The 20,640-nt window shown below is 36.2% G+C and carries 25 protein-coding genes, 2 tRNA genes and 1 pseudogene; 10 read left to right on the forward strand and 18 right to left on the reverse strand.

Features of this window, described 5'->3' with window-relative positions; genetic code table 11:
• Positions 1-5 precede the first annotated feature (5 nt).
• The 13 genes and pseudogenes from nusB to E4N80_RS04935 all read right to left on the reverse strand — a co-directional run bounded on the left by nusB (position 6) and on the right by E4N80_RS04935 (position 8,620).
• Positions 6-422: a transcription antitermination factor NusB gene (nusB, locus tag E4N80_RS04880; protein WP_253700736.1), complete on the reverse strand. Its 417-nt coding sequence runs from the start codon at positions 420-422 to the stop codon at positions 6-8.
• Positions 423-436: 14 nt separating this feature from the next.
• Entirely contained in the window at positions 437-1,513 is a 1,077-nt protein-coding gene (locus tag E4N80_RS04885) for an MOSP complex formation periplasmic protein, TDE1658 family (protein WP_253700737.1), read from the reverse strand.
• Between the two features lie 99 nt (positions 1,514-1,612).
• Positions 1,613-3,415 carry an alanine--tRNA ligase gene (locus E4N80_RS04890; protein ID WP_253700738.1) on the reverse strand — a complete coding sequence of 601 codons (1,803 nt, stop codon included), beginning with the start codon at positions 3,413-3,415 and terminating at the stop codon, positions 1,613-1,615.
• A gap of 178 nt (positions 3,416-3,593) precedes the next feature.
• Positions 3,594-3,743 (reverse strand): hypothetical protein, encoded by a 150-nt coding sequence (locus E4N80_RS13070; RefSeq protein ID WP_495574015.1) that lies wholly within the window; start codon positions 3,741-3,743, stop codon positions 3,594-3,596.
• A gap of 21 nt (positions 3,744-3,764) precedes the next feature.
• Positions 3,765-3,929, reverse strand: a pseudogene (locus E4N80_RS13075) (hypothetical protein); the annotation flags it as partial.
• 9 nt (positions 3,930-3,938) lie between these two features.
• Complete coding sequence (locus tag E4N80_RS04900; RefSeq protein WP_253700740.1) at positions 3,939-4,433, reverse strand: tetratricopeptide repeat protein; 495 nt, start codon at positions 4,431-4,433, stop codon at positions 3,939-3,941.
• A gap of 44 nt (positions 4,434-4,477) precedes the next feature.
• Positions 4,478-4,903, reverse strand: coding sequence for a hypothetical protein (locus E4N80_RS04905; protein WP_253700741.1), 426 nt, complete (start codon positions 4,901-4,903; stop codon positions 4,478-4,480).
• Positions 4,904-4,923: 20 nt separating this feature from the next.
• Complete coding sequence (locus E4N80_RS04910) at positions 4,924-5,193, reverse strand: hypothetical protein (RefSeq protein ID WP_253700742.1); 270 nt, start codon at positions 5,191-5,193, stop codon at positions 4,924-4,926.
• A 97-nt stretch (positions 5,194-5,290) separates the two neighbouring features.
• Entirely contained in the window at positions 5,291-5,956 is a 666-nt protein-coding gene (locus tag E4N80_RS04915; RefSeq protein ID WP_253700743.1) for a DUF2628 domain-containing protein, read from the reverse strand.
• A gap of 1 nt (position 5,957) precedes the next feature.
• Entirely contained in the window at positions 5,958-6,692 is a 735-nt protein-coding gene (locus tag E4N80_RS04920; protein WP_253700744.1) for a zinc ribbon domain-containing protein, read from the reverse strand.
• Between the two features lie 17 nt (positions 6,693-6,709).
• Positions 6,710-7,171, reverse strand: coding sequence for a hypothetical protein (locus E4N80_RS04925; RefSeq protein WP_253700745.1), 462 nt, complete (start codon positions 7,169-7,171; stop codon positions 6,710-6,712).
• Positions 7,168-7,881, reverse strand: coding sequence for a zinc ribbon domain-containing protein (locus tag E4N80_RS04930; protein ID WP_253700746.1), 714 nt, complete (start codon positions 7,879-7,881; stop codon positions 7,168-7,170). The genes E4N80_RS04925 and E4N80_RS04930 overlap by 4 nt, the downstream gene beginning before the upstream one ends.
• A 13-nt stretch (positions 7,882-7,894) precedes the next feature.
• Positions 7,895-8,620: a RipA family octameric membrane protein gene (locus tag E4N80_RS04935; RefSeq protein ID WP_253700747.1), complete on the reverse strand. Its 726-nt coding sequence runs from the start codon at positions 8,618-8,620 to the stop codon at positions 7,895-7,897.
• Between the two features lie 571 nt (positions 8,621-9,191).
• On the opposite strand from E4N80_RS04935, the gene E4N80_RS04940 reads away from it, so the two are divergent.
• The 5 genes from E4N80_RS04940 to E4N80_RS04960 all read left to right on the forward strand — a co-directional run bounded on the left by E4N80_RS04940 (position 9,192) and on the right by E4N80_RS04960 (position 13,554).
• Positions 9,192-9,620 (forward strand): DUF2141 domain-containing protein, encoded by a 429-nt coding sequence (locus E4N80_RS04940; RefSeq protein ID WP_002669308.1) that lies wholly within the window; start codon positions 9,192-9,194, stop codon positions 9,618-9,620.
• Between the two features lie 67 nt (positions 9,621-9,687).
• Positions 9,688-11,025, forward strand: a complete 1,338-nt coding sequence (gene dnaB, locus E4N80_RS04945; RefSeq protein WP_002669313.1) for a replicative DNA helicase — start codon at positions 9,688-9,690, stop codon at positions 11,023-11,025.
• 71 nt (positions 11,026-11,096) lie between these two features.
• On the forward strand, positions 11,097-11,600 hold the full coding sequence (locus tag E4N80_RS04950) for an OmpA family protein (protein ID WP_253700748.1): 504 nt from the start codon (positions 11,097-11,099) through the stop codon (positions 11,598-11,600).
• A 39-nt stretch (positions 11,601-11,639) separates the two neighbouring features.
• Positions 11,640-12,680, forward strand: coding sequence for an OmpL47-type beta-barrel domain-containing protein (locus E4N80_RS04955; protein ID WP_253700749.1), 1,041 nt, complete (start codon positions 11,640-11,642; stop codon positions 12,678-12,680).
• A 136-nt stretch (positions 12,681-12,816) separates the two neighbouring features.
• Entirely contained in the window at positions 12,817-13,554 is a 738-nt protein-coding gene (locus E4N80_RS04960; RefSeq protein ID WP_253700750.1) for a hypothetical protein, read from the forward strand.
• A gap of 295 nt (positions 13,555-13,849) precedes the next feature.
• On the opposite strand, the gene E4N80_RS04965 is transcribed toward E4N80_RS04960, so the two are convergent.
• Positions 13,850-14,944 (reverse strand): s-methyl-5-thioribose-1-phosphate isomerase, encoded by a 1,095-nt coding sequence (locus E4N80_RS04965; RefSeq protein ID WP_253700751.1) that lies wholly within the window; start codon positions 14,942-14,944, stop codon positions 13,850-13,852.
• 179 nt (positions 14,945-15,123) lie between these two features.
• Here E4N80_RS04965 and E4N80_RS04970 point away from each other — a divergent pair.
• The 5 genes from E4N80_RS04970 to clpX all read left to right on the forward strand — a co-directional run bounded on the left by E4N80_RS04970 (position 15,124) and on the right by clpX (position 18,607).
• Positions 15,124-15,203 (forward strand) — tRNA-Leu (locus E4N80_RS04970).
• Positions 15,204-15,235: 32 nt separating this feature from the next.
• Positions 15,236-15,307 (forward strand) — tRNA-Gly (locus E4N80_RS04975).
• Between the two features lie 86 nt (positions 15,308-15,393).
• Positions 15,394-16,749 (forward strand): trigger factor, encoded by a 1,356-nt coding sequence (tig, locus tag E4N80_RS04980; protein ID WP_253700752.1) that lies wholly within the window; start codon positions 15,394-15,396, stop codon positions 16,747-16,749.
• A 24-nt stretch (positions 16,750-16,773) separates the two neighbouring features.
• A complete protein-coding gene (gene clpP, locus E4N80_RS04985; RefSeq protein WP_253700753.1) occupies positions 16,774-17,367 on the forward strand; it encodes an ATP-dependent Clp endopeptidase proteolytic subunit ClpP in 594 nt (197 codons plus the stop codon).
• Entirely contained in the window at positions 17,360-18,607 is a 1,248-nt protein-coding gene (gene clpX, locus E4N80_RS04990) for an ATP-dependent Clp protease ATP-binding subunit ClpX (protein WP_253700754.1), read from the forward strand. The genes clpP and clpX overlap by 8 nt, the downstream gene beginning before the upstream one ends.
• A gap of 71 nt (positions 18,608-18,678) precedes the next feature.
• Here clpX and E4N80_RS04995 read toward each other — a convergent pair whose 3' ends face one another.
• The 4 genes from E4N80_RS04995 to ssb all read right to left on the reverse strand — a co-directional run bounded on the left by E4N80_RS04995 (position 18,679) and on the right by ssb (position 20,629).
• The gene (locus E4N80_RS04995; protein ID WP_253700755.1) at positions 18,679-19,038 is read right to left on the reverse strand and encodes a hypothetical protein; all 360 of its coding nucleotides are present in this window, start codon (positions 19,036-19,038) and stop codon (positions 18,679-18,681) included.
• A gap of 51 nt (positions 19,039-19,089) precedes the next feature.
• Positions 19,090-19,689, reverse strand: coding sequence for a 50S ribosomal protein L9 (rplI, locus tag E4N80_RS05000; RefSeq protein ID WP_253700756.1), 600 nt, complete (start codon positions 19,687-19,689; stop codon positions 19,090-19,092).
• A gap of 123 nt (positions 19,690-19,812) precedes the next feature.
• A complete protein-coding gene (gene rpsR / locus E4N80_RS05005) occupies positions 19,813-20,082 on the reverse strand; it encodes a 30S ribosomal protein S18 (RefSeq protein WP_080641254.1) in 270 nt (89 codons plus the stop codon).
• A gap of 40 nt (positions 20,083-20,122) precedes the next feature.
• Positions 20,123-20,629, reverse strand: coding sequence for a single-stranded DNA-binding protein (ssb, locus tag E4N80_RS05010; RefSeq protein WP_253700757.1), 507 nt, complete (start codon positions 20,627-20,629; stop codon positions 20,123-20,125).
• Positions 20,630-20,640 lie beyond the last annotated feature (11 nt).

A 20,640-nucleotide genomic window follows, 5' to 3' on the forward strand; every position in this document is an offset into this window, starting at 1 on the left:
AAATTCTAAGACTTATTTTTAATACTGTCAAGTACCGCATTTACAAATTTATAAGAATCATCGGTACCGAAATCTTTGGCCAAATTTATAGCCTCATCTATTACAATGGGCGGAGGGGTATCTTTTTGATATATAAGAGAATAGACACTCAATCTTAAAATCGCCTTATCAACCGAATTAAGCCGATCTATAACCCAGTTATCCAGATTTTCCTGAATTACCTTGTCTATTTCGGTTATATTTTCGATTGTACCCAAGACCATCATCTTAGGAAAGAGATAATCGGCTTCAAGCTCGGATTCTAATTTCTCGGTTTGCTGCCAAGGAAATGTCAATAAATCGTCAAGGACGGCTCCTCCAACATCCCAAGCAACAAGGGCTTGAAAAGCGAGAATCCGTCCTCTGCGTCTTCCTACACTCATTTAAAATCTATCGATTACCACTTAAAAAGTTTATCAAGTTCCGCATCGGTTTTTAATATCTTGCAATTATCATCGGTGCGTAAATTTTCATATGTAGTTTGAATGATAGATTGAACGGCATTTAGTGCAAGTCCCTGAGAAAGAAGGGCCTTTATCTGATCATAAAGCGTAACTGTAGATGAGGGATCAGGGACATCGCTTAAAGTTAAAATTTTAGCATTAAGCTTTTCCGTTATAACAAAAAACTGTCTGCTGTCTACCCTATCCTGTATATCGAATATATAGTTTACATCTTTTGAGAAAATTTCCATTAAAGCCTCAGGAGTAGCATTTAACAACTGAGCACCCTCTGCCGTTTTAGGTATATAACCTTCTTGAGCAACATAATTACCGGCTTCAGCATTTTTTTTGATATTGGCTATCTCTTTTATGTTCTTTTTAACCTTTTTGTGCAATTCATTAATTTTATCGATTTCTTCCTTGTCTTTACCTTCTTTTTTTACGGCAACAAAAAGCATTTTCACCATATCGGGACGAACCAACTCTCCTTTTTTCATCTCATAGTATGAACGAATTTGAGCGTCCGTAGGAGTTGCCATCTTTACAATTTCTGCTTGATTTTTTGAAGCTATATAGTTTTGAATTATAAGATTATCTTTGATAATTTTTTTGAGTTCTTCAACAGTACAACCTGTTTGTTTTTTCATAAACTCGTCAAGCGATATATTTTCTTTTTGTTTTATTAATTTTGCGAATTCGCTTTCCGTTATCGGGGAATTTACTATTGTTGAAAGAGCATCGTTAAAAGCATTATCTACTTGGGAATTTGAAATCTTGATATTTTCTTTTTCGGCAGCCTGAACCAAAAGCTTGGTACGCATTAAACTTTCCAAAACAAGCTTTTTATCATCGTTTGTAGCTACACTTCCGCCTTGAGATTCGGCAAATTTTACAAGCTTTTTAAGCTGTCCAAGCGTTATAGGTTCCTTTTTTGACAGGTTTACCTGTGCAATCACCTGCAAATCATTTTGGGCAGACAAAAGGCCCAAAAAACCGACCAACATAACTGCAATAAAAACTTTCTTTTTCATTTTATCCTCATCTATTATCCCATATGGGGATGATATATTTTAAAGAAGGCAAAGCCGAACTTTGCCATATTAACAAAATTGTATGGTAACAAGTTACATTTAATGTTCAAGTACAGCTCTTATTCGCCTGACTCCTGACGAAGAAGACTGTTCTTTTTTTATCACAAAATTTCCCAAACCGCCGGTTTTTTCGACATGGGGGCCTCCGCAAACTTCGGTAGAAAAGTCTCCTATTTTGTATACCTTAACAACATCTTCATATTTTTCGCCGAAAAGAGCCATCGCTCCTATTTTTTTTGCTTCTTCTAAAGGCATAACTTCCATAGTTACGGGCAAATCGGCCTTTATAGCCTCATTTACAAGCCTTTCAACCTCTTTTTTTTCGGCTTCCGTCATTGGCTCGGGATGCGAAAAGTCAAAACGGAGCCTTTCAGCCGTTATATTTGAGCCTTTTTGCTGAACATGATCGCCTAAAACCATTCTTAAAGCCTTGTGCAAAAGATGGGTTGCCGTATGATAGGCCGTTGTCTGCTCCGAATGGTCGGCAAGACCGCCCTTAAATACCTGTTCGCTTCCGGCTCTGGATAGTTCCTGATGCTTTTTAAAAGCTTCATCAAATTCTTCCCTGTTTACGGTTAAGCCCGATTCGGAGGCAAGTTCTTCCGTTAATTCGATAGGAAAGCCGTAGGTATCATAGAGCTTAAAGGCCATTCTTCCCGGAATAATCTTTTTAGGATTTTTTAAAAGGTTCGGAAGCATTTTTTCGAATTCGGCCTCGCCTTTTTTTAAGGTTTCAAGGAATTTATCTTCTTCGGCCTTAAGTTCCGTTAAAATAAGAGTTTCATTTTCCTTTAGTTCGGTATAAAAGCCGGCATTTTGAGCGATAACGGCAGAAGCCGGAACGGATAAAAAGTTGCCGTCTATGCCGAGTTTTTTGCCGTGTCTTACAGCCCGCCTGATAAGCCTTCTTAAAACATAGCCTGCTCCGATATTTGACGGAAGTGTGGTTTTCGGATCTCCCAAAATAAAGCAGGCTGTTCGGACATGGTCGGCTATAATTCTGATAGAGGTATCGGTTTTTTCGTTATCGCCGTATTTTACGCCGCTTATGTCTTCGATAGATTTAATAATTGAGGTAAAGGCTTCGGTATTATAAACGGAAGGCTTTCCTTGAAGCATGGCAACTGTTCGTTCAACCCCCATTCCCGTATCTACGCATTTTCTTTTTAAGGGAGAATATGATCCGTCCATGTTTTTATGATATTGCATAAAAACATTGTTCCATATTTCTACATATTTACCGCAGTTACAGCCTGGGCGGCAATTTGAACCGCAGGCAGGTTTTCCCGTATCTATAAAAATTTCAGTGTCGGGACCGCAAGGGCCTGTTTCACCGGCAGGGCCCCACCAGTTATCTTCTTTGGGGAGGAAAAAGATTCTATCTTTAGAGACACCCAGACTTTCCCAAATAGAAGCGGATTCATCATCACGGGGAGCGTCTTCATTTCCTTCAAAGACCGTAAAGGAAAGTTTATCGATAGGAATACCTAAATATTTTTCGTCCGTTAAAAATTCAAAGCTATAGGCGATTGATTCTTTTTTAAAATAATCTCCCAAAGACCAGTTTCCAAGCATTTCAAAAAAGGTCAGGTGAGAAGCGTCTCCTACATCATCTATATCGCCCGTGCGCACACATTTTTGCACATCGGTTAAACGGGTTCCGGCAGGATGAGGCTCCCCCATTAAATAAGGGACAAGCGGGTGCATACCGGCAGTTGTAAATAAAACCGTGGGGTCATTTTCAGGAATAAGAGACCTCCCCGAAATTTCCACATGCCCCTTGCTTTTAAAAAAGTCTATATATTTTGAACGCAGTTCATCAATCGTAATATTTTTATTCATAGGGAAACTATTTTAAGGAATAAAAAAGAAATTGTCAATTACCTTTTGATTGATTTTTTGTCAGAGCATTTATTTTACAATGTACTGAAACCATACAAGGTAGGTAAAGAGCTTGCCGATTTTCGGCAAGCTATGCAATGACAATTAACACCGTAACTCTAAAAATTACGGCAATTTTTTAATAGCCTTTTCTTTCGAGAGCTTTCAAAGCTTTTTTAGCATCGGTATAACCATTATCAAGGGCTTTTTGATACCAGTATTTAGCTTGTTTATAATCAACACGCAGACCTCCTAAACCATACTCATAATATTGAGCCAATGCATACATTGCTTGATTATGGTTTTTATCTACAGCTTTTTTTATCCATTCAAGAGCATATTTTTCATCCTTTCGCAAGCCACCAAGTCCATGTGCATAATATAGACCAACATTAGTTATACCTAAAGCATAATCTTTGTCGGCGGCTTTGAGGTACCATTCTAAAGCCTTTTTTTCATCCTTTTCCAAACCGCCTTTACCACTCTAGTACATTACACCTATGTTAAACATAGCTTGAGCATTGTCTTTCTCGGCAGCCTTACGGTACCATTCTAAGGCCTTTTTATCATCCTTTTCTAAACCGCCTTTGCCATTATAATGCATTGAACCAATATTAACCATGGCCAAAGAAAACCCTTTCTCTGCAGCCTTATGGAACCATTCTACAGCTTTTTTATCATCTTTTTCTAAACCGCCTTTGCCAGACTCATACATTCTACCTATATTGTTCATAGACCAAACATTACCCTTTTCGGCAGATTTTTTATACCACTCGCGTGCAGTATTTTCATTTTTGAAGGCGCCGCCCCTGCCTTCTTCATATAGCAATGCTAATATGTACATTGCATCGGTATCTCCGCGTTCAGCTGCTCTTGTATATTTTTCGACGGGTGTACTAATATTATCTTTTACACAAGCTGTTAAACTTACAATAAAAGTTACAATTACGACTAAAATTAGAAATTTTATATTTTTCATATCTTTTCTCCCTATTTATTATATTCAAATTTTATAATATACCTTTATTTTTCAAGTCTATCTTTTTGTGTAAATTTTATGGTTAAGTCCTCAGTAATGCGAACCTTATATTTTGCATATACATTTCCATCAGTATCAACCATTGCAATATCATAGGGTCCGACATCTTCACTACTTAATTTGATATGGTAACCGCTATGAAAAAATTCTTCATTTTGCCATAAATTTTTACCCCAATCATCATCAGAGCTTAAAGCAATATAAAGTTCTTGGATTTCTTTGCCTGTTTCGTTGGCAATTATAAATGGTTTTGTCAAAGCTTCGTTCATTGCTTCTTTAAAACTTTCATAAACCAAATCCTGTCCAAAATTGTATAAATCCCAGTACAAAGGATTATCCATATCATCCGAAGATATCGGTGATACCCAAATGCCTAATAGCAGCACAATCAAAATAACTTTATGTTTCATTTTATAACTCCCTTTCTTTTTTATTCAAAACCGTCCTTAGTCCCCTCATCTTCAATAAAGAACCGGATCATTACACACAATATACAAGGAACCATGAAAACAAGACTTCCCATAAACCCTTCCAAGTTGTTCCACCCTTTTTCATGAATAAAATAAATAGCAATGATAGACAAGATAATACTTACAACTAATTTTATTGCAGAACTAATTTTGTTAAAATGCCTATTATCGGAAAAAATAAAAAGCAGTCCTATTAAGCCTCCTAAGATCATCAGCATAATTCCAATCATCGAAAGACTATAGTAAAACAAGACAAACCCTATAAGTATTACTATCTCTTGTATTATAAAACGAGGATTTTTTATTTTCATTTTTTTACCGCCTATTTTAAGTGTTTAGATTGCTATGACAATAGCGGCATTTTATTGCAGCTTTTTTTATCTCCTCACCGCAAAAAGGACATAATTTGTTTTCTTCTTGTTTTTCTACAACAGCATATTCTATCTTTTGTACAGATACATCATTTTGTATTTGAGGTTCCTGCAATGAGGCATTACAAAACCGGCATTTGATAGCGGATTTTTTTATATTTTCTCCGCAGTAAGGACATGATTTATATTCTCCTTCATTTTGAACAGGAATTGAAACTTGGGGTGTTACAACATTTACTATTGAAGAATAATTATTATCTTGCTGATTTCCGGTTTTAAAAACTAAAACAGCTCCTTCCAAACTTTCAGCAGATACACTTCCTTCAATACTGTAGCCTTTGCTTATTAGCCTGGCTTTTACCCATCCATTTCCGGCAGCACCGAAAACTATCGGCATAATTAAATTAAAAACAAGTATCGCAGCAGTTGACTCACCTACACTTGAACCGAATGGTAGCATGTAGTTAACAAAAATCCCAATTAAAAGCCCTATAATAGCAGGGGCAGGCAATTTTTTATAACAGGCCCAAAGCCAGTTTAAAAAAAACGCAGGCCAAGACCAACCGTTTTTTACGGCAACACAATCCCCAATGGGATTAACATAAATAGAATAATTTTTCATTTTATAACTCCTTATTTAATGAATTTGTATTTTCTAAATCGCTTCCGCAATATCTGCATTTTATTGCAATTTTTTTAATTTTCTCACTGCAGTAAGGACATAATTTATACTCGCTTTCCTTTACTTTTTCGATAACAGGAACATTCTGTACTGCTATATTTTCCTGCTTTTCTGTCTTTTTAGGCACAAGACTTGTATTGCAATACTTACAAACAAGTGCATTTTTTTCTATTTTTTCGCAGCAAAAAGGACATTCTTTATATTCTATGGTAGAAGTTTTTATCTGAGGCTTTTTCTTTAAATTTACATTATTGAAATTTTCATTGGATATGGTCTTATATTGGCCAGTTTTAAAAAGTGAAAGAGCTTGTTCTTTATTTTCTGCAAGTATACTTACTTCAAATTTATAATTTCTTTTTTGCAAATCAGATTTTATCCAATCATCTCCTGCTGCAGCAAACACAAGCGCACCTAAAATAATGAATAAACCACACACAGAGTAAAATTCAGTACTAGCAAAAGTTTCAAGATAATAGATATCCTCAATATTATTATAAACCATAAATATTATAAAAGAAGATACCAATATGTAAAACAAATAAATCATACCTTGTTTATACAATCTTTTAATAAATGCCCACGCCCATGTAAAGATAAAAGCTTGCCATAAAAAATTAGATTCAATAACTGAAACACAATGCCCCGAATTATCAGTATATATATCAAATTTTTTCATAATAAATCCTCAATTTTTTAAAATCCTTTTACCAAATAAATATTTTGGAAAAATTGTATATTACCCTGTTTTGTCCACCACCAATATTTTCCTTCATTGTTTGGAGTCATTTCAAAAATAATTTTTTGTCCCTCGAATTCGCTAAATATAACGGAATCACTGTATGTAATTATATTTTCCAACTCAGACTTTGTCATATAAGGGGCTTTTTCTCGCGATATTTCTTCCCAATCAGTCCATTCAGTTGAATTCCAAAGGCGTATACATCCATAACATACAAGTGTTTTATGAGCACCTGAACCTTCAAATTCAAAAGATTTTAAAAATAAACCTGCATATTCTGCCTTTACTTCTTTGTATCTAATACCGTCATAGTATTGAAATGTTTTGTACTCACCGGATGCTTTCTCAAAAACTCCTCCGGCAAATGCCGAAAAACTTAACAAACCTAAAAAACTAATTATCAAAATTTTTTTCATGCTTTTTTCTCCTCTAAATCGCTTCCGCAATATCTACACTTTATTGCAATTTTTTTAATTTCCTCACCGCAGTAAGGACATAATTTATACTCGCTTTCCTTTACTTTTTCGGTAACAGGAATATTCTGTACTGTTATATTTTCCTGCTTTTCTGTCTTTTCAGGCACAAGACTTGTATTGCAATACTTACAAACAAGTGCATTTTTTTCTATTTTTTCGCAGCAAAAAGGACATTCTTTATATTCTATGGTAGGAGGATTTTCATTAGGCTTATCTTCCGAATTTACATTATTGGGACTCTCCTCAGTGACGACCTCATATTTGCCGCTTTTAAAAAGTAGAATAGCTTGTTCTTTATTTTCTGCAAGTATGGTTACTTCAAATTTATAGCCTCTTTTTTGTAAATTAGATTTTATCAAAGTATTGCCTGCAGAGCCAAAAAAAATGGAGGCAATCAAATTAAAAAATCCTACAATAATAATATATGGCATTTCTGCAACATCATGATAGGGATTACCAGAAATAAACATATAAATTATAACTTGGATTACAGTTATATAAAGCAAACAAATAATGGCTTGTTTGTATAACTTATTAATAAAAGCCCAAATCCATGTAAAGAAAAAAGCACCGGCTGAAAATTCTCCGGAAGAAACTTTAACTGCAACGCAATTTCCTAAACGATTAGTATATATATCAAATTTTTTCATAATGATATTCTCCTTATATACATTGTTTATTTAAATAAGACGAAGAAACTTTCTTTGTGATAAAACAACAAATAAAACAAATGCTCCCTGCAATAATAAAACAACTTATGATAAAGCATATACAATTCAATGTTGGAATATGATTACATGAATATAAACGAATCATCCATCCTATATGAAAGATAAATAAGCCTATGTATAGAATAAAAAAAACAATTCCTATCATGATATTTATTTTAGAAACAGAAAATTGACCTCCGTTTGTTGAAAATAAGCATTTATCACATTTAGTTTCTTTTTTTAAGGATAATTTGCCAAATATCAATTCTTTAATGCTGTCGCCATATATATTTTTAATACTTTGATGATCCCAGAAAACATCAATATCGCTTATTTTTGCAATACTATCCTCATATATTTCATACCATGCTTTAGAACCTTTTGCCATCATAATCCATAACATAGAAAATATTATACCTATCACAGTAATTGCTATCGGAATAAGACCAAACACCAGCATTGGAGCCGTACAGTCAAACGAATCCTTTTTTATAAATTGATGTATAAAGATATCTTTAAAATATATTGCATATATGCTTGTTATTCCCATAATAAAAACTGCAAAAAAAATAGATCTATGCCATATATGAGCAAGTTCAATATCCCTGCCGCGCCATAAAAAATTATAAACATCCATTGCATTAGGTTTAACTTTTTCATTTTCATTTTCTTTTTTCATAACTTACAAAACTCCTTTTATTTTATAAAATATAAGTTAACATACTTTTACAATAAATAATATTTTTAGCCATAAAGATCATCATAAATCACAATCATCTTTATACCCTCCTCGTTTAATAATTCTATCAAAACACAAAAAGCCCGTACAAAATAAATTTGTACAGGCTTTTAAGTTAAAATAAATATACATAAAAACAACAAGCAAACAATTTTCAAGCTTGGTAAATATATGTCTTGTTTTAGTTGTCGAATAAAGACTTAAAGTAAAAGGATAATCCGAATTATGTAAGTTTATCGGGGGGGGGGGGGGGGGGGGGGGTAAAAAACTTAATATTATACCAGACTCATAAAATCTTGTCAATAGGTTATGAGCTGTTTTTTGAGAAATTTTTAAAAAAATATTTTTACCCTTTCTATTCATTAATGAAAATTATAACTTAAAACCTTAAACTTGTCAATCTTAAAAAACTAAAAATGTTTACAAAACAAAATATGGTTCAAACTTCCCTAATCTAAAATCATGGTAAAGATTCTTTACGGCAATGCCGAATAAGGTACGGGAGAACATGATGAAAAAAATTATTTTTATTTTTACGATTATTTTGGCGGTTTTTACAGGTCTATATTCGGAAGAAACAAAGATCGAATTTGAGGTTACTCTTAATATTACCAACATCGAAACTATCGAAGGAAAACTATTTTTGAGTATCTATCAAGATGCACAATCTTTTAAGAAAAAAGAGCCTTTAAAGACTGTCAGCGTTCAAGTAGACGGTAAGGAAATGACAATAACGGAAAAACTTCCTCAGGGAGAATATGTTTTTTTTGTTTATCAAGACATTAACGAAAACGATAAACTGGATAGAAACTTTTTAGGCATGCCTAAGGAACCTGTAGGATACGGCAACCATAATGGCGGAAGGCCCGGAGGATTTAACAAGTTAAAAATAGAAATTAAAGAAAATAAAAGCGTAGATATTAAACTTTTTAAAATTTAAGTTTTCTTTAGGCTAGATTTTAATCTTACTATCTGTTAAAATGCCCTCGCTTGAGAGGGCTTTTTTAATGGATAGTGTAAAAAATTTAAAAAACAAGCTTCCGCCTCACAATATGGAAGCGGAAAAGGCTGTTTTGGGAGCTATTTTAATAGATCCTGATGTCTTTACCTTTGTAAGACCGATTTTAGATGCATCAGCTTTTTATTCTCCTCAGCACCAAAAGATATATAAGGCTATTTCGGAATTAGACACCCAGTCTCAAAAGGCGGATATTTTAATATTGACAGACTATCTTCGCTCGGTAAATGAATTGGATTCAGTCGGAGGGGCAAGCTATATAGCATCGCTTACGGATGAGGTTCCAAGCTCTGCAAACTACGAATTTTATGCAAAAATCGTGTTGGAAGCCGCTATAAGAAGAAATTTGCTAAAAGTTTCCAATAAAATTTCTGCAGATGTATTTGATGACAGCATATCGAGCCGAACAGTCTTGGAAGAAGCTCAAAAAAGCATATTTGACCTTACGGAAGCCGGCAATTCGGCGACTTTTAAGTCTTTGGCTGAGGTCATAATGCCTACTTTGGAGGTTCTCCAAAAACTACACGAACGCAAGGGAGCATACACCGGAGTTCCTTCAGGTTTCGGTAATTTGGATAATATGACCTATGGATTTCAGGATTCGGAATTTATAATAATAGGAGCCCGTCCATCCGTAGGAAAAACAGCCCTAGCCATGACCATGGCGGCCCACATCGCTATTGACGAAAAAATTCCGACAGCTTTTTTTTCTCTTGAAATGTCGGATATGCAGCTGGTACAGCGTTTGATAGCTTCAAGAGCAAAAATAAATTCGAACAGAATAAGGTCTGCAAACCTAACGGCCAGAGATTTTGGCAAGGTATCAGAAACTTGCGGTATGCTCTATGAAGCCCCGTTTTACCTTGTGGATATGCCGAATATGAAGCTTTTGGATTTAAGAGCCATAGCCCGCCAGCTTTGTAGTCCGCCCTATAACGTAAAAATCATTTTTATAGACTATATAACCCTTATTACCGGAGAAAATGCAAGCATACCGCGTCATGAACAGATTGCCGAAATTTCAAGGTCTCTAAAAAGTTTGGCAAGAGAACTGAATATTCCCGTAGTTGCCCTATCCCAGCTGACAAGGGATGCCGAAGGGAAAAAACCGGGGCTTGCCGATATAAGGGAATCGGGTTCTCTTGAACAGGATGCCGATGTGGTCATGTTTTTACACCGTGAAAGAGCCGACACAAGCGAAGATGAAGCAAAACCTATTCCGACCGAGCTCATTTTGGCAAAACAAAGAAACGGCCCCATAGGCACTGTCCCGCTCTTGTTTTTATCCCAATATACGACCTTTGTTACCGAAGCTAAAGAAAAATGAGAAAATCTTCTTGACTATTGACCGGAAAAGAAGGATAATATACTTAAGATTATTATTTTAAGGAGGTTTCTTTGAAAAAAGTAAGAGTATTACTTTTACTATTGTCTGTTCTTTTTATGTTTTCCTGTAAGTCTGCTCCCAAACAGAAAGAAGAAAAGCCGGCTGAACCTGAAAAAACTCAAGAACAAGAAGTAGTAAAGGAAGAAACAGATAAGAAAACGGAAGAAAAAAATATGCCCGATGATTATTACACGGTATATTTTGCACCGCAATCTTATCAAATCGATCAGTTTACCGCACAAATACTAAAAGAAATAGGCGAAGATCTAAAAGCAAAAAACGTAGAGAAAATCGTCATTTATGGTCACAGTGCAAAACTGGATTCACAAAAAGATGAAGATCGTATTGCATTACAGCGGGCAATTGCTGTTGCAAGCTATTTTCAAAAAATGAAGCTGTTTGATGCGAACAATATAATCGTCGAAGGTAAAGGAGCACGTGAACCTGCCCGAAACCATTCAGAGATTACTGACCGCTTCAAAAACCGAAGAGTCGAAATTCACAGTGTTAAATAAACACTATGAAATTTTAAAAAATCATTTTGGAGGTAACTAATGATTAAAAAAATTTTTTTTGCAGCCTTATGTTCACTTTTAGTTGTTTCAGCTTGGGCACAGGCTCCTTCTATTGTAGGAACAGACTATGTCCGCCCCGCAATTCACTATGTTGAAGAAGGCACCAACTATGTAAACAGTGATGTCTTTTTTAAACTAAGATCAACCGATAAAGAAACCGGTCTTGACTTTGTAGAATTTGCCTTGAACGGTGCAGATTTTATGAGATACAAGAACCCCTTCCAACTTCTCGAAGAAGGAAAATATGATATTTCATACAGAGGATTTGATAACAGCGGAAATCTGGAATTGCCCAAAACTTTGTCGGTAATCGTAGACAATACGGCTCCTGATACAATGATCAAGACAACAGCACCTTTGTACAATGACGGTGTAGTAGTTTATTGCTCAGCCGATACAAAGTGGTATGTTTCTGCAGCCGACATAGTCGGAGGATCAGGCGTAGCAGCCGGTTACATGGGAACGGATCTTAACTCTCTTAAAATGTCCGGAAACGGAAAAGAGTCGGAGCAGACCTATGTTTCTTTAGATGGTGAAGGGCCTGTAAACCTTTATTACACAGCTATTGACAATGTAGGAAACCTTGCTCCTATTAAGTTACTCGCAGTTACTATCGACAGAACAGCACCCGTTGTAAGCATTGCAAATTCAAACCGTCTTATCAACAAGGACGAGAAGTACATGGTATTTCCCAGCGATACTGTTGTAGATGAAGAAGGCAGAGTTATTGTTTCTACAAGTGAAACCGTTTCATTTGCAGCAAAAGATAACCTTTCAGGCGTTGATGCAATTTATGTAAAAGTAAATGACGGAGAATATACCAAGTATGTAGAACCGATCAGATTTACACAAAATGCAGTTTACAACATCGAAGTTAAGGCTATCGATAATGTAGGCAATGTTTCTGAGCCTGTTATGTACACATTCTATGTTGATCAGATTACACCTAATTCGGATGTTGACATAATCGACAGGTCCGGGAATCTTATTCCGGCCACAACCCCCGCAAATGCCCAGTAAAAAAATTGAGGCAGCACCGATAAATCGGCTTCCGATATAACGATTAATCGGTTTCCGATATAATCGGTAATATAAAAAAAGCCGAAGTAAAAGGGTCATGCCCTACTTCGGCTTTTTTATTTTTGAAGATAAGGCTATGAAACTAAAAAAAATATGTTTGATAATTTTAATTCTCATAAATTGTTCATATATTTTTGGAAATACCGATTTAAACAAAACAAAAACGGAAATTGAAGCGGAATTAAACTATCCCTTAAATTTTAATCTTTCAATATCTCATTTTTTAAGATTTTACAAGGAAAATTCGGATTCAAAATATACGGAACTGGAGTTTAAGGCCTCATTAAAACCTGCAAATATTTTAGGCTCTTTTAATTTAAAATTATCCCAACTGCCTTTTGTAAATTTTATTGCAAATACAACTTTAGGTACAGGCTGGGCCTATCCTGCCCTAGGTTTTTACGGTATCGCCGAAAATAAAAACGTCAATAACTTACAAGTTATCAAACCTTTGTATTTTTCAAAGCTTTTTTTTAAAGTTCAAGGCGGGATTGAGTTCTATTTTGATCTAAACTCCAAAATAGAAAGCGAATGGGCAAACCTTATCTTAAAAACCTCTCATAATATAAATTATATTGCTCTTATTCCGTCAAAAAATACCGACTTTTGGTTTTTCGACAATGATGATGGTGAAAACAGAAACGGAGCCCGTTATACTGGAACATACTCGATAGAATACAATATGCCTCTTTACTTAAACACGATAAGAGTAGAGCTTATAAGCCATAAAAATCTATATAAGCCCCTTCCCTTTGCTAAAAATAAGGCCGAAGAATTATGGACTTTTGAATTAAAGAATGAACTTTTTTTTTAAGCCTCCGAAAAAACACGCATAAAACTTCAAGCAGTATGGAAGACAGCTCCAATCTATTATAATTACAAAGATGAAGCTCATTTTACGCAAAAAATAATCAATTCAAAAAAGAAGATAGGTATGTTTTTTGAGGCCGTTGCAATTAGTCTTATATTTAAACTATAGGGCATCTCTAAAAACTCGGTTAGTTTTTAGAGATGCCCGACGAGTATTTTTTATAAATTGTTATACTATAATAATTTATAAAAAATACGTCGCAAATAAATCTAAGGAAAACCTCTAAAAACGGAAGTTTTTAGAGGTTCCCTATAGCTTTAGCTCCCGGGTTGAAAAAGCCTTTATCCGTAATTATACCTGTACAAAGCTCATAAGGCGTTATATCAAAGGCAGGATAAAGCCCTGAGATTGAACCTCGATTTTTTCTGCTTTTCTCATCAGGCAGAATAGCCGTCCTTTTTCCCATAGCATAAAGAGCTTCTTCGGGATTTCTATATTCGATTTTTACCTCTTTTGCCGAAACATAGTTTTTATCGGGAAAGCCTATTGCGTAATAAGGAATACCAAAGTAACTTGCAGCTATAGCAATTTGAAGGGTTCCTATTTTGTTTATGATAGAACCGTCAAGGCTTATGACATCGGAAGCTGAAACACAAAAGTCAATTTTTTTTTCGCTCATTAAAAGGGCTATCATATTGTCGGTAATAACGGTTGTCTCAAAACCCATGTCATAGGCCAAAGAAGCGGTCAATCGGGCTCCTTGAAAATATGGACGGGTTTCGGCACAAAAAACCTTTATATTTTTACCGGTTTCTTTAAACCTGCGTAAATATCCTCCGACTGTAGTTTCTCCGAAACATTGGGTTAAAATTGAAGAGCCGTCCGGAACCAAATCGGCAAAAAAAGAGCCGGCTGCCGTATTTTTTTTATACCTGAGATTGTTTTGTTCCACCGCATTTTGTTTTAAGGAGGTAATAATTTCATTTGAAGACAATCCGCTTTGGATGAGTCTTTCAAAAAGGCTAAATGATTCGGCTGTAATAAGCTGCATTGCCTTGCTTGTGGTAGGACGGGCATGGGATAGAGCATAGGCTGCCTCTTTCATAAACTCAAGGTATGCCGTTTTTGAAAGATTTTTTCCTTGATAAGCAGCAAGTGCCATACCCATACCGGCCGCTGAAAATGGCCCGCCGCTTTGGGTTACCATATCGGTAATAGCCTTTGCAACTTCCATATATGTTTTACATATACAAAATTCTTTTTTTTCGGGATAAATACGCCTGTCTAAAATACGCACCTCTCCGCATTCTTCATCAAACCAAGCAACATTTTCATATTGCAAAATAAAGCCTAAGTTATAATCTTCTCTAGGCTGTTTTTTAATATCGCTCATAATAATACTATAATCATTTTAGGTATTTTTGTCATCTTTTTTTTTAAAACTATTGACAAAAATATAAAAAAAGCATATACTCCTCCCCATGAGCGAGACATTTTAGATGACTTACTCATAAAATTGCAATACTTGACATTTTTTGGGTTTATGTATATTATACACACGCTCACTGTTAAGCGAGAGTGGTGGAATTGGCAGACACGCTAGACTTAGGATCTAGTGCTTCGGCGTGAGGGTTCAAGTCCCTCCTCTCGCACAATTCCACAAAACAAAAAGTGGAGTAGAATTGCGGGAATAGCTCAGTGGTAGAGCGCCACCTTGCCAAGGTGGATGTCGCGAGTTCAATCCTCGTTTCCCGCTTCTAAAGCGATTCGGTGAACGGATCGCTTTTTTTTATACCCTTTTATATAAAGGGCTGTCTTAAAATCAACTCTAAGGAAGGAAAAATGGACTACGAAAAGAACGTAACTCTTAAAGAAAAATCACATGCGGAACTTTCAGTAAAAATCAAAAAGGCTGATGTTCAAGAAAGCTATAAAAAACTGCTCAACAAATATTCAAAAGAGCTTCAAATACCGGGATTTAGAAAAGGAAAGGTTCCCGTATCCGTACTTGAAACAAAATACGGCGATGCTATCAAGGGAGATCTTGCAGGAGACCTAATCGAAGAGTCCTTAAAAGAAATCTTTGAATCTCTTGATGAATATGAAAGACCTCTCCCCTACTCTTATCCCGAACTAAACGAAAAACCCGAATTAAAAGTTGATGAAGACTTTTCTTTTACGGTCCACTATGATGTCTTCCCCAAGGTAGAAATTAAAAAAACGGAAGGCTTTACTGTTGAAGTGCCGGAAGCAAGCGTTTCCGATGACGACATAAAAAAAGAGCTTGAAAGACTTCAAGAGCGGAATGCCCTTGTTACATCCTGTAAAGAAGGAACTTCAGCCGAAAAAGACCATATTGCAACAATCGATTATTGCGAACTTGATGATGAAGGAAAAACAATCAAGGGCACCGAAAGAAAAGATTTTGTATTTACAATAGGTTCAGGCCTAAATATCTATAAGATTGATGATGATATAATCGGCATGAAAAAAGGTGAATCTAAAGAAATCACAAAGACTTTCCCCGAGGATGATTCAAACAAGGACCTTGCCGGAAAAACAAAGAAAATCAAGGTAACTCTTACAGCTCTTAAATACAAGGATTTACCGGCCCTTGATGATGACTTTGCTCAAGACATAAATGAAAAGTATAAGAACTTGGACGAACTAAAGGCCGATATCAAAAAAAAGTTTGAAATAAGTGTAGAAGAAAAAATCAAATCTTTACAAAAAAATGCTTTAACCGAACAAATGGTAAAAGAACATACAATAGACCTGCCTGAATCTATGGTAAGAGCAGAACTTGAATCCAGATGGATGATGATGGCTAATCAATTTAGAACCACGCCTGAAGAACTTGAAAAAATGTTCGGTAAAGGCCCGCAATCAAAAGCAAGTCTTTTAGAAGGCTGGAGAGAAGATTCCGAGAAGACCTTAAAAGAAAGAGTTTTAATTGAAACCCTTCTTAAAGAAAAAAATATTGAAGTAAGCGATGACGAGATTGAGGCCGAATATGTCCGTTTATCCGAAAGAATGGATATCGCTCTTGATGAGCTGAAAAAATATTATTCCAACCCTCGCGAAAAAGAATATTTAAGCGAAGGTCTAAAAGAAGAAAAACTTTTTAAAGCTCTTTATGAAAAATCGACAATCAAAAAAGGCAAAAAAATTGCCTTTGATGAACTTTTAAAAGATTAAATTTTGCTGTTTTAAGGAAAAAAAATGAGTACACTTGTACCTTATGTAATTGAACAAACCGGAAACGGAGAACGCAGCTATGATATTTTCTCGCGTCTTTTAAAGGATAGAATTATCTTTGTAGACGGAGAAATAACCGATATGTCTGCCGATTTGGTTGTAGCCCAGCTTTTATTTTTAGAGGCCCAAAATCCCGATAAGGATATCAGCCTCTATATAAATAGTCCCGGAGGTTCTGTAACGGCAGGCCTTGCGATTTACGATACTATGCAGCACATTCGTCCCGATGTACAAACAATTTGCTTGGGGCAATGTGCCAGTATGGGCGCAGTCCTTTTGGCCGGAGGAGCAAAAAATAAACGCTATGCCCTCCCCTCATCCCGTGTCATGATTCACCAACCATGGGGCGGAGTTCAAGGACAGGCAGTAGATATCAATATCCAAGCTAAAGAAATTGTAAGATTAAAAAAACTTACCATTAAATACTTTGCGGAAAATACCGGCAAGACGGAAAAACAGGTAGCCGCCGATATGGAAAGAGATTTCTTTATGTCGGCTGAAGAAGCCTTAACCTACGGTATTATCGATACTGTTATGAATAGGAGAAAAGATGGCTAGAAATAGAATGGGCGGAGCTTTAATATGCTCTTTTTGTAATAAACCTGAAAGCTCTGAACGCTTTGTAGTTCCGGGTCCCGGAGGTATTGCCATCTGCGATAGATGTGTAGATCTTTGCGAAAGCTATATAAAATCGTATAAGACTGTCAGGCCTGTTGACCGTTCAGGCCCCATTCCAACACCTCAAGAACTAAAAGACTATCTTGATGAATATGTAATAGGCCAAGAACAGGCAAAGAGAGTTCTATCTGTAGCCGTTTATAACCACTATAAGCGGATAATGAATCCTCCTTTAAAAGATGATGTAGTCATAGAAAAGTCAAATGTCCTTTTACTTGGTCCTACAGGATCGGGTAAAACTCTTTTAGCAAAAACACTTGCACAAAAAATGCAGGTACCCTTTGCCATAGCCGATGCAACAACCTTGACTGAAGCAGGCTATGTAGGCGAAGATGTCGAAAATATTCTCCTTAAGCTTATTCAAAATGCAAACGGAGATATAAAAGAAGCCGAAAGAGGCATAATTTTTATCGATGAAATCGATAAGATTTCCAGAAAGAGCGAAAACGTTTCCATTACCCGCGATGTATCAGGCGAAGGTGTTCAACAAGCACTTTTAAAAATAATCGAAGGAACCTCAGCCTCCGTCCCCCCACAGGGCGGCAGAAAGCACCCTAATCAGGATATGCTTAAAATAGATACAACAAATATTCTCTTTATCTGCGGAGGAGCCTTTGTTGGTTTGGATAAGATAGTGGAAGCCCGCATTTCTACAAAGCCCATAGGCTTCGGTGCCGAGGTTAAAAAACTGAGTGAAAAAAATCTTACCGAGTTGTATGATCAAGTTTCACCGGATGATTTGGTAAAATTCGGGCTTATTCCGGAACTGATAGGACGAATCCCGATAAAGGTTGCCTTAAATGAACTTACAAAAGAAGACCTAACACGCATATTGATTGAACCCAAAAATGCCATCATAAAGCAGTTTCAGGCAACCTTTAAACTTGATAATGTCGATCTTCACTTTGACAAAGATGCAATCACAGCCATTGCTCAGCAGGCTATAGACCAAAATACGGGAGCCAGAGGTTTACGTTCTATTGTCGAAAAGCTCATGCTGGATGCAATGTTTGAAGCCCCATCCTTAACCGGTAGAAAAGAGCTTGTAATAAATAAAAAAATGATAGGAAGCAATTCGTCAAAGCCTAAGATAAAACTTCTTGGCGAAAAAACGGCTTAAAACTTATCGATAAAAACACCAATTCAAACTAAAAAAGACTGTCCCAAGGCAAACCTTACGGCAGTCTTTTTTTATACATTCCCCTTTGCAACTACTACGAGGAAAGAAAAAAGAACAGCCAATATTGTCGATAAAAAAAATAAAAATATATCCGTAAGGAATTTTATAATATTAATTTCTTTATAGCGTATCATAAAAAAAATTCTAACGGCAATTGCTGCAAAGGTAAAAATTATAAGTAATATACAAAGATTCATTAATACATTTAATATTATAAACAAGCTGGAGTCTAAAAAATCTTGGGAACTGCTTAAAACATAAAAAACAATAAAAGCAAGGATAGAAGCACTCAAAAATCTTATTGAGCGGTCTAAAAAGCGAATAGTAAAACGTTTATATTTGGGCTGGGGTTTTATATCTTTACTATCCATATGGGTTTAAATTTAAATATGCGGATAAAATATCCGCATATTTATAAAGTCTTAGTTTTCCGATTCCGAATTTTGAACTTCTTCAGATACGGCTTCCTCAGTAACGGAATTTTCTTCTGCTGAAACTTGTTCATCAGAAGCTTCTTCGTCCCTGCGAGGTCTTCGTCCTTTTTTCTCGGAAGCCTTAACAGGCTTTTCTTCAGCAATCTGAGCCTCAACGGTAAAGGAAATCTCTGCCGAGGTATTTTCATAAAGCTTTATAAGGGCCTTATGTGCGCCTGTGCTCTTAACGGTTTGACCGGGGATTTCGATACGTTTTCTTTCAATATCGAAATCAAGTTTTTGCAGCTCATCAAAAAGAGTTTGAGTTGTAACGGCACCGTATAGTTTTCCGTTAGGTCCTGCAGGCATAAGAATTTTAATTGAAAGAGCCTCAAGTCTTTCTTTAAGACTTGCAGCATCTTGGCGTTTTGCAGCCTTTTTAGCTTCAATTTCTTCTTTGCGTGATTCAAAATGAGCCAGAGTAAACTCATTACAAGGAACAGCTAAGTTTCTGGGGAAGAGGTAGTTTCGGGCATATCCCTTGGCTACGTTCTTAATATCTCCTTCTTCTCCGAGATACTTAACATCTTCATTTAAAATTACTTTCATATACAAGCTCCTAAAAAAAATATCCGCCCAATTCCGGGAGTCGGAAAGGGCTTAATAGTTTTATTTAATGTAAGCAAAACCATAACGCAATGAAGCTTGAGGCCGCTGCTTACATTAAAAATTCTACTCGTTCATAACGAAAGGAAGCAATGCAACAGCTCTTGCACGCTTAATTTCAACGGCAAGTTTTCGCTGGTGTTTTGCACAAGTTCCGGTAATTCTTCTGGGAAGAATCTTACCGCGTTCGGTTATAAAGCGGCGTAAAGCATCCGGTTCTTTATAATCGATTTTTAACTTTTGTGCACAAAAGCGGCAAACCTTTTTGCGGTAAAAAGATCTCCCCTTTCTTTTGTCTTCGCCTTCGCGAATATTTTCCTGCATGTTAGCTTCCATGTCTACATCATTCATTGTTTCATCTGACATTTAAATCTCCTTAAAATGGAATATTATCCAAATCTGAATTTCCCATATCCGGCTGGTAATCGTCATAAGAAGGCTCCTGTCTTCTTTGATAAGCAGAAGGTGCCTGATTTCCATCATTATACTGATTATTTCCGCCGCCCTGATATGATCCTTGGCGCTGCGGTGCGGCCTGTGATTGTCCGCCCTGACCTGCCGAGCCTCCGACAAGCTGAATATTGTTAGCTACAATTTCAACCTTGCTGCGGGTTTGTCCGTCTTGCTCCCAACGGTTTTGCCTAAGCTCTCCGTCAATAGCGACCTGTTTACCTTTTACAAGGTACTGGTTTAGGGCTTCACCCTGCCGGCCCCAAAGAACCACGTCAAAAAAACTTGCTTCTTCGCTCCAGTCATCGCCTGTTTTCCGTCTTCTATTGACCGCTATAGCAAAATTACAAACCGCAATACCGGAAGACGTATATTTAAGCTCAGCATCTCTAGTTAAGCGGCCTACCAATACTACATGATTTATATCTGCCATAAAGTCTCCTT

This window comes from Treponema denticola, from assembly GCF_024181605.1.
GTDB classification, from domain to species: Bacteria; Spirochaetota; Spirochaetia; order Treponematales; family Treponemataceae; genus Treponema_B; species Treponema_B denticola_B.

Bases quoted from the DNA above. Each gene is read 5' to 3' on its own strand.
- nusB (WP_253700736.1), bottom strand. From the start codon at position 422: ATGAGTGTAGGAAGACGCAGAGGACGGATTCTCGCTTTTCAAGCCCTT.
- E4N80_RS04885 (WP_253700737.1), bottom strand. From the start codon at position 1,513: ATGAAAAAGAAAGTTTTTATTGCAGTTATGTTGGTCGGTTTTTTGGGC.
- E4N80_RS04890 (WP_253700738.1), bottom strand. From the start codon at position 3,415: ATGAATAAAAATATTACGATTGATGAACTGCGTTCAAAATATATAGAC.
- E4N80_RS13070 (WP_495574015.1), bottom strand. From the start codon at position 3,743: ATGTATGCATTGGCTCAATATTATGAGTATGGTTTAGGAGGTCTGCGT.
- E4N80_RS04900 (WP_253700740.1), bottom strand. From the start codon at position 4,433: ATGAAAAATATAAAATTTCTAATTTTAGTCGTAATTGTAACTTTTATT.
- E4N80_RS04905 (WP_253700741.1), bottom strand. From the start codon at position 4,903: ATGAAACATAAAGTTATTTTGATTGTGCTGCTATTAGGCATTTGGGTA.
- E4N80_RS04910 (WP_253700742.1), bottom strand. From the start codon at position 5,193: ATGATTGGAATTATGCTGATGATCTTAGGAGGCTTAATAGGACTGCTT.
- E4N80_RS04915 (WP_253700743.1), bottom strand. From the start codon at position 5,956: ATGAAAAATTATTCTATTTATGTTAATCCCATTGGGGATTGTGTTGCC.
- E4N80_RS04920 (WP_253700744.1), bottom strand. From the start codon at position 6,692: ATGAAAAAATTTGATATATATACTGATAATTCGGGGCATTGTGTTTCA.
- E4N80_RS04925 (WP_253700745.1), bottom strand. From the start codon at position 7,171: ATGAAAAAAATTTTGATAATTAGTTTTTTAGGTTTGTTAAGTTTTTCG.
- E4N80_RS04930 (WP_253700746.1), bottom strand. From the start codon at position 7,881: ATGAAAAAATTTGATATATATACTAATCGTTTAGGAAATTGCGTTGCA.
- E4N80_RS04935 (WP_253700747.1), bottom strand. From the start codon at position 8,620: ATGAAAAAAGAAAATGAAAATGAAAAAGTTAAACCTAATGCAATGGAT.
- E4N80_RS04940 (WP_002669308.1), top strand. From the start codon at position 9,192: ATGAAAAAAATTATTTTTATTTTTACGATTATTTTGGCGGTTTTTACA.
- dnaB (WP_002669313.1), top strand. From the start codon at position 9,688: ATGGATAGTGTAAAAAATTTAAAAAACAAGCTTCCGCCTCACAATATG.
- E4N80_RS04955 (WP_253700749.1), top strand. From the start codon at position 11,640: ATGATTAAAAAAATTTTTTTTGCAGCCTTATGTTCACTTTTAGTTGTT.
- E4N80_RS04960 (WP_253700750.1), top strand. From the start codon at position 12,817: ATGAAACTAAAAAAAATATGTTTGATAATTTTAATTCTCATAAATTGT.
- E4N80_RS04965 (WP_253700751.1), bottom strand. From the start codon at position 14,944: ATGAGCGATATTAAAAAACAGCCTAGAGAAGATTATAACTTAGGCTTT.
- tig (WP_253700752.1), top strand. From the start codon at position 15,394: ATGGACTACGAAAAGAACGTAACTCTTAAAGAAAAATCACATGCGGAA.
- clpP (WP_253700753.1), top strand. From the start codon at position 16,774: ATGAGTACACTTGTACCTTATGTAATTGAACAAACCGGAAACGGAGAA.
- clpX (WP_253700754.1), top strand. From the start codon at position 17,360: ATGGCTAGAAATAGAATGGGCGGAGCTTTAATATGCTCTTTTTGTAAT.
- E4N80_RS04995 (WP_253700755.1), bottom strand. From the start codon at position 19,038: ATGGATAGTAAAGATATAAAACCCCAGCCCAAATATAAACGTTTTACT.
- rplI (WP_253700756.1), bottom strand. From the start codon at position 19,689: ATGAAAGTAATTTTAAATGAAGATGTTAAGTATCTCGGAGAAGAAGGA.
- rpsR (WP_080641254.1), bottom strand. From the start codon at position 20,082: ATGGAAGCTAACATGCAGGAAAATATTCGCGAAGGCGAAGACAAAAGA.
- ssb (WP_253700757.1), bottom strand. From the start codon at position 20,629: ATGGCAGATATAAATCATGTAGTATTGGTAGGCCGCTTAACTAGAGAT.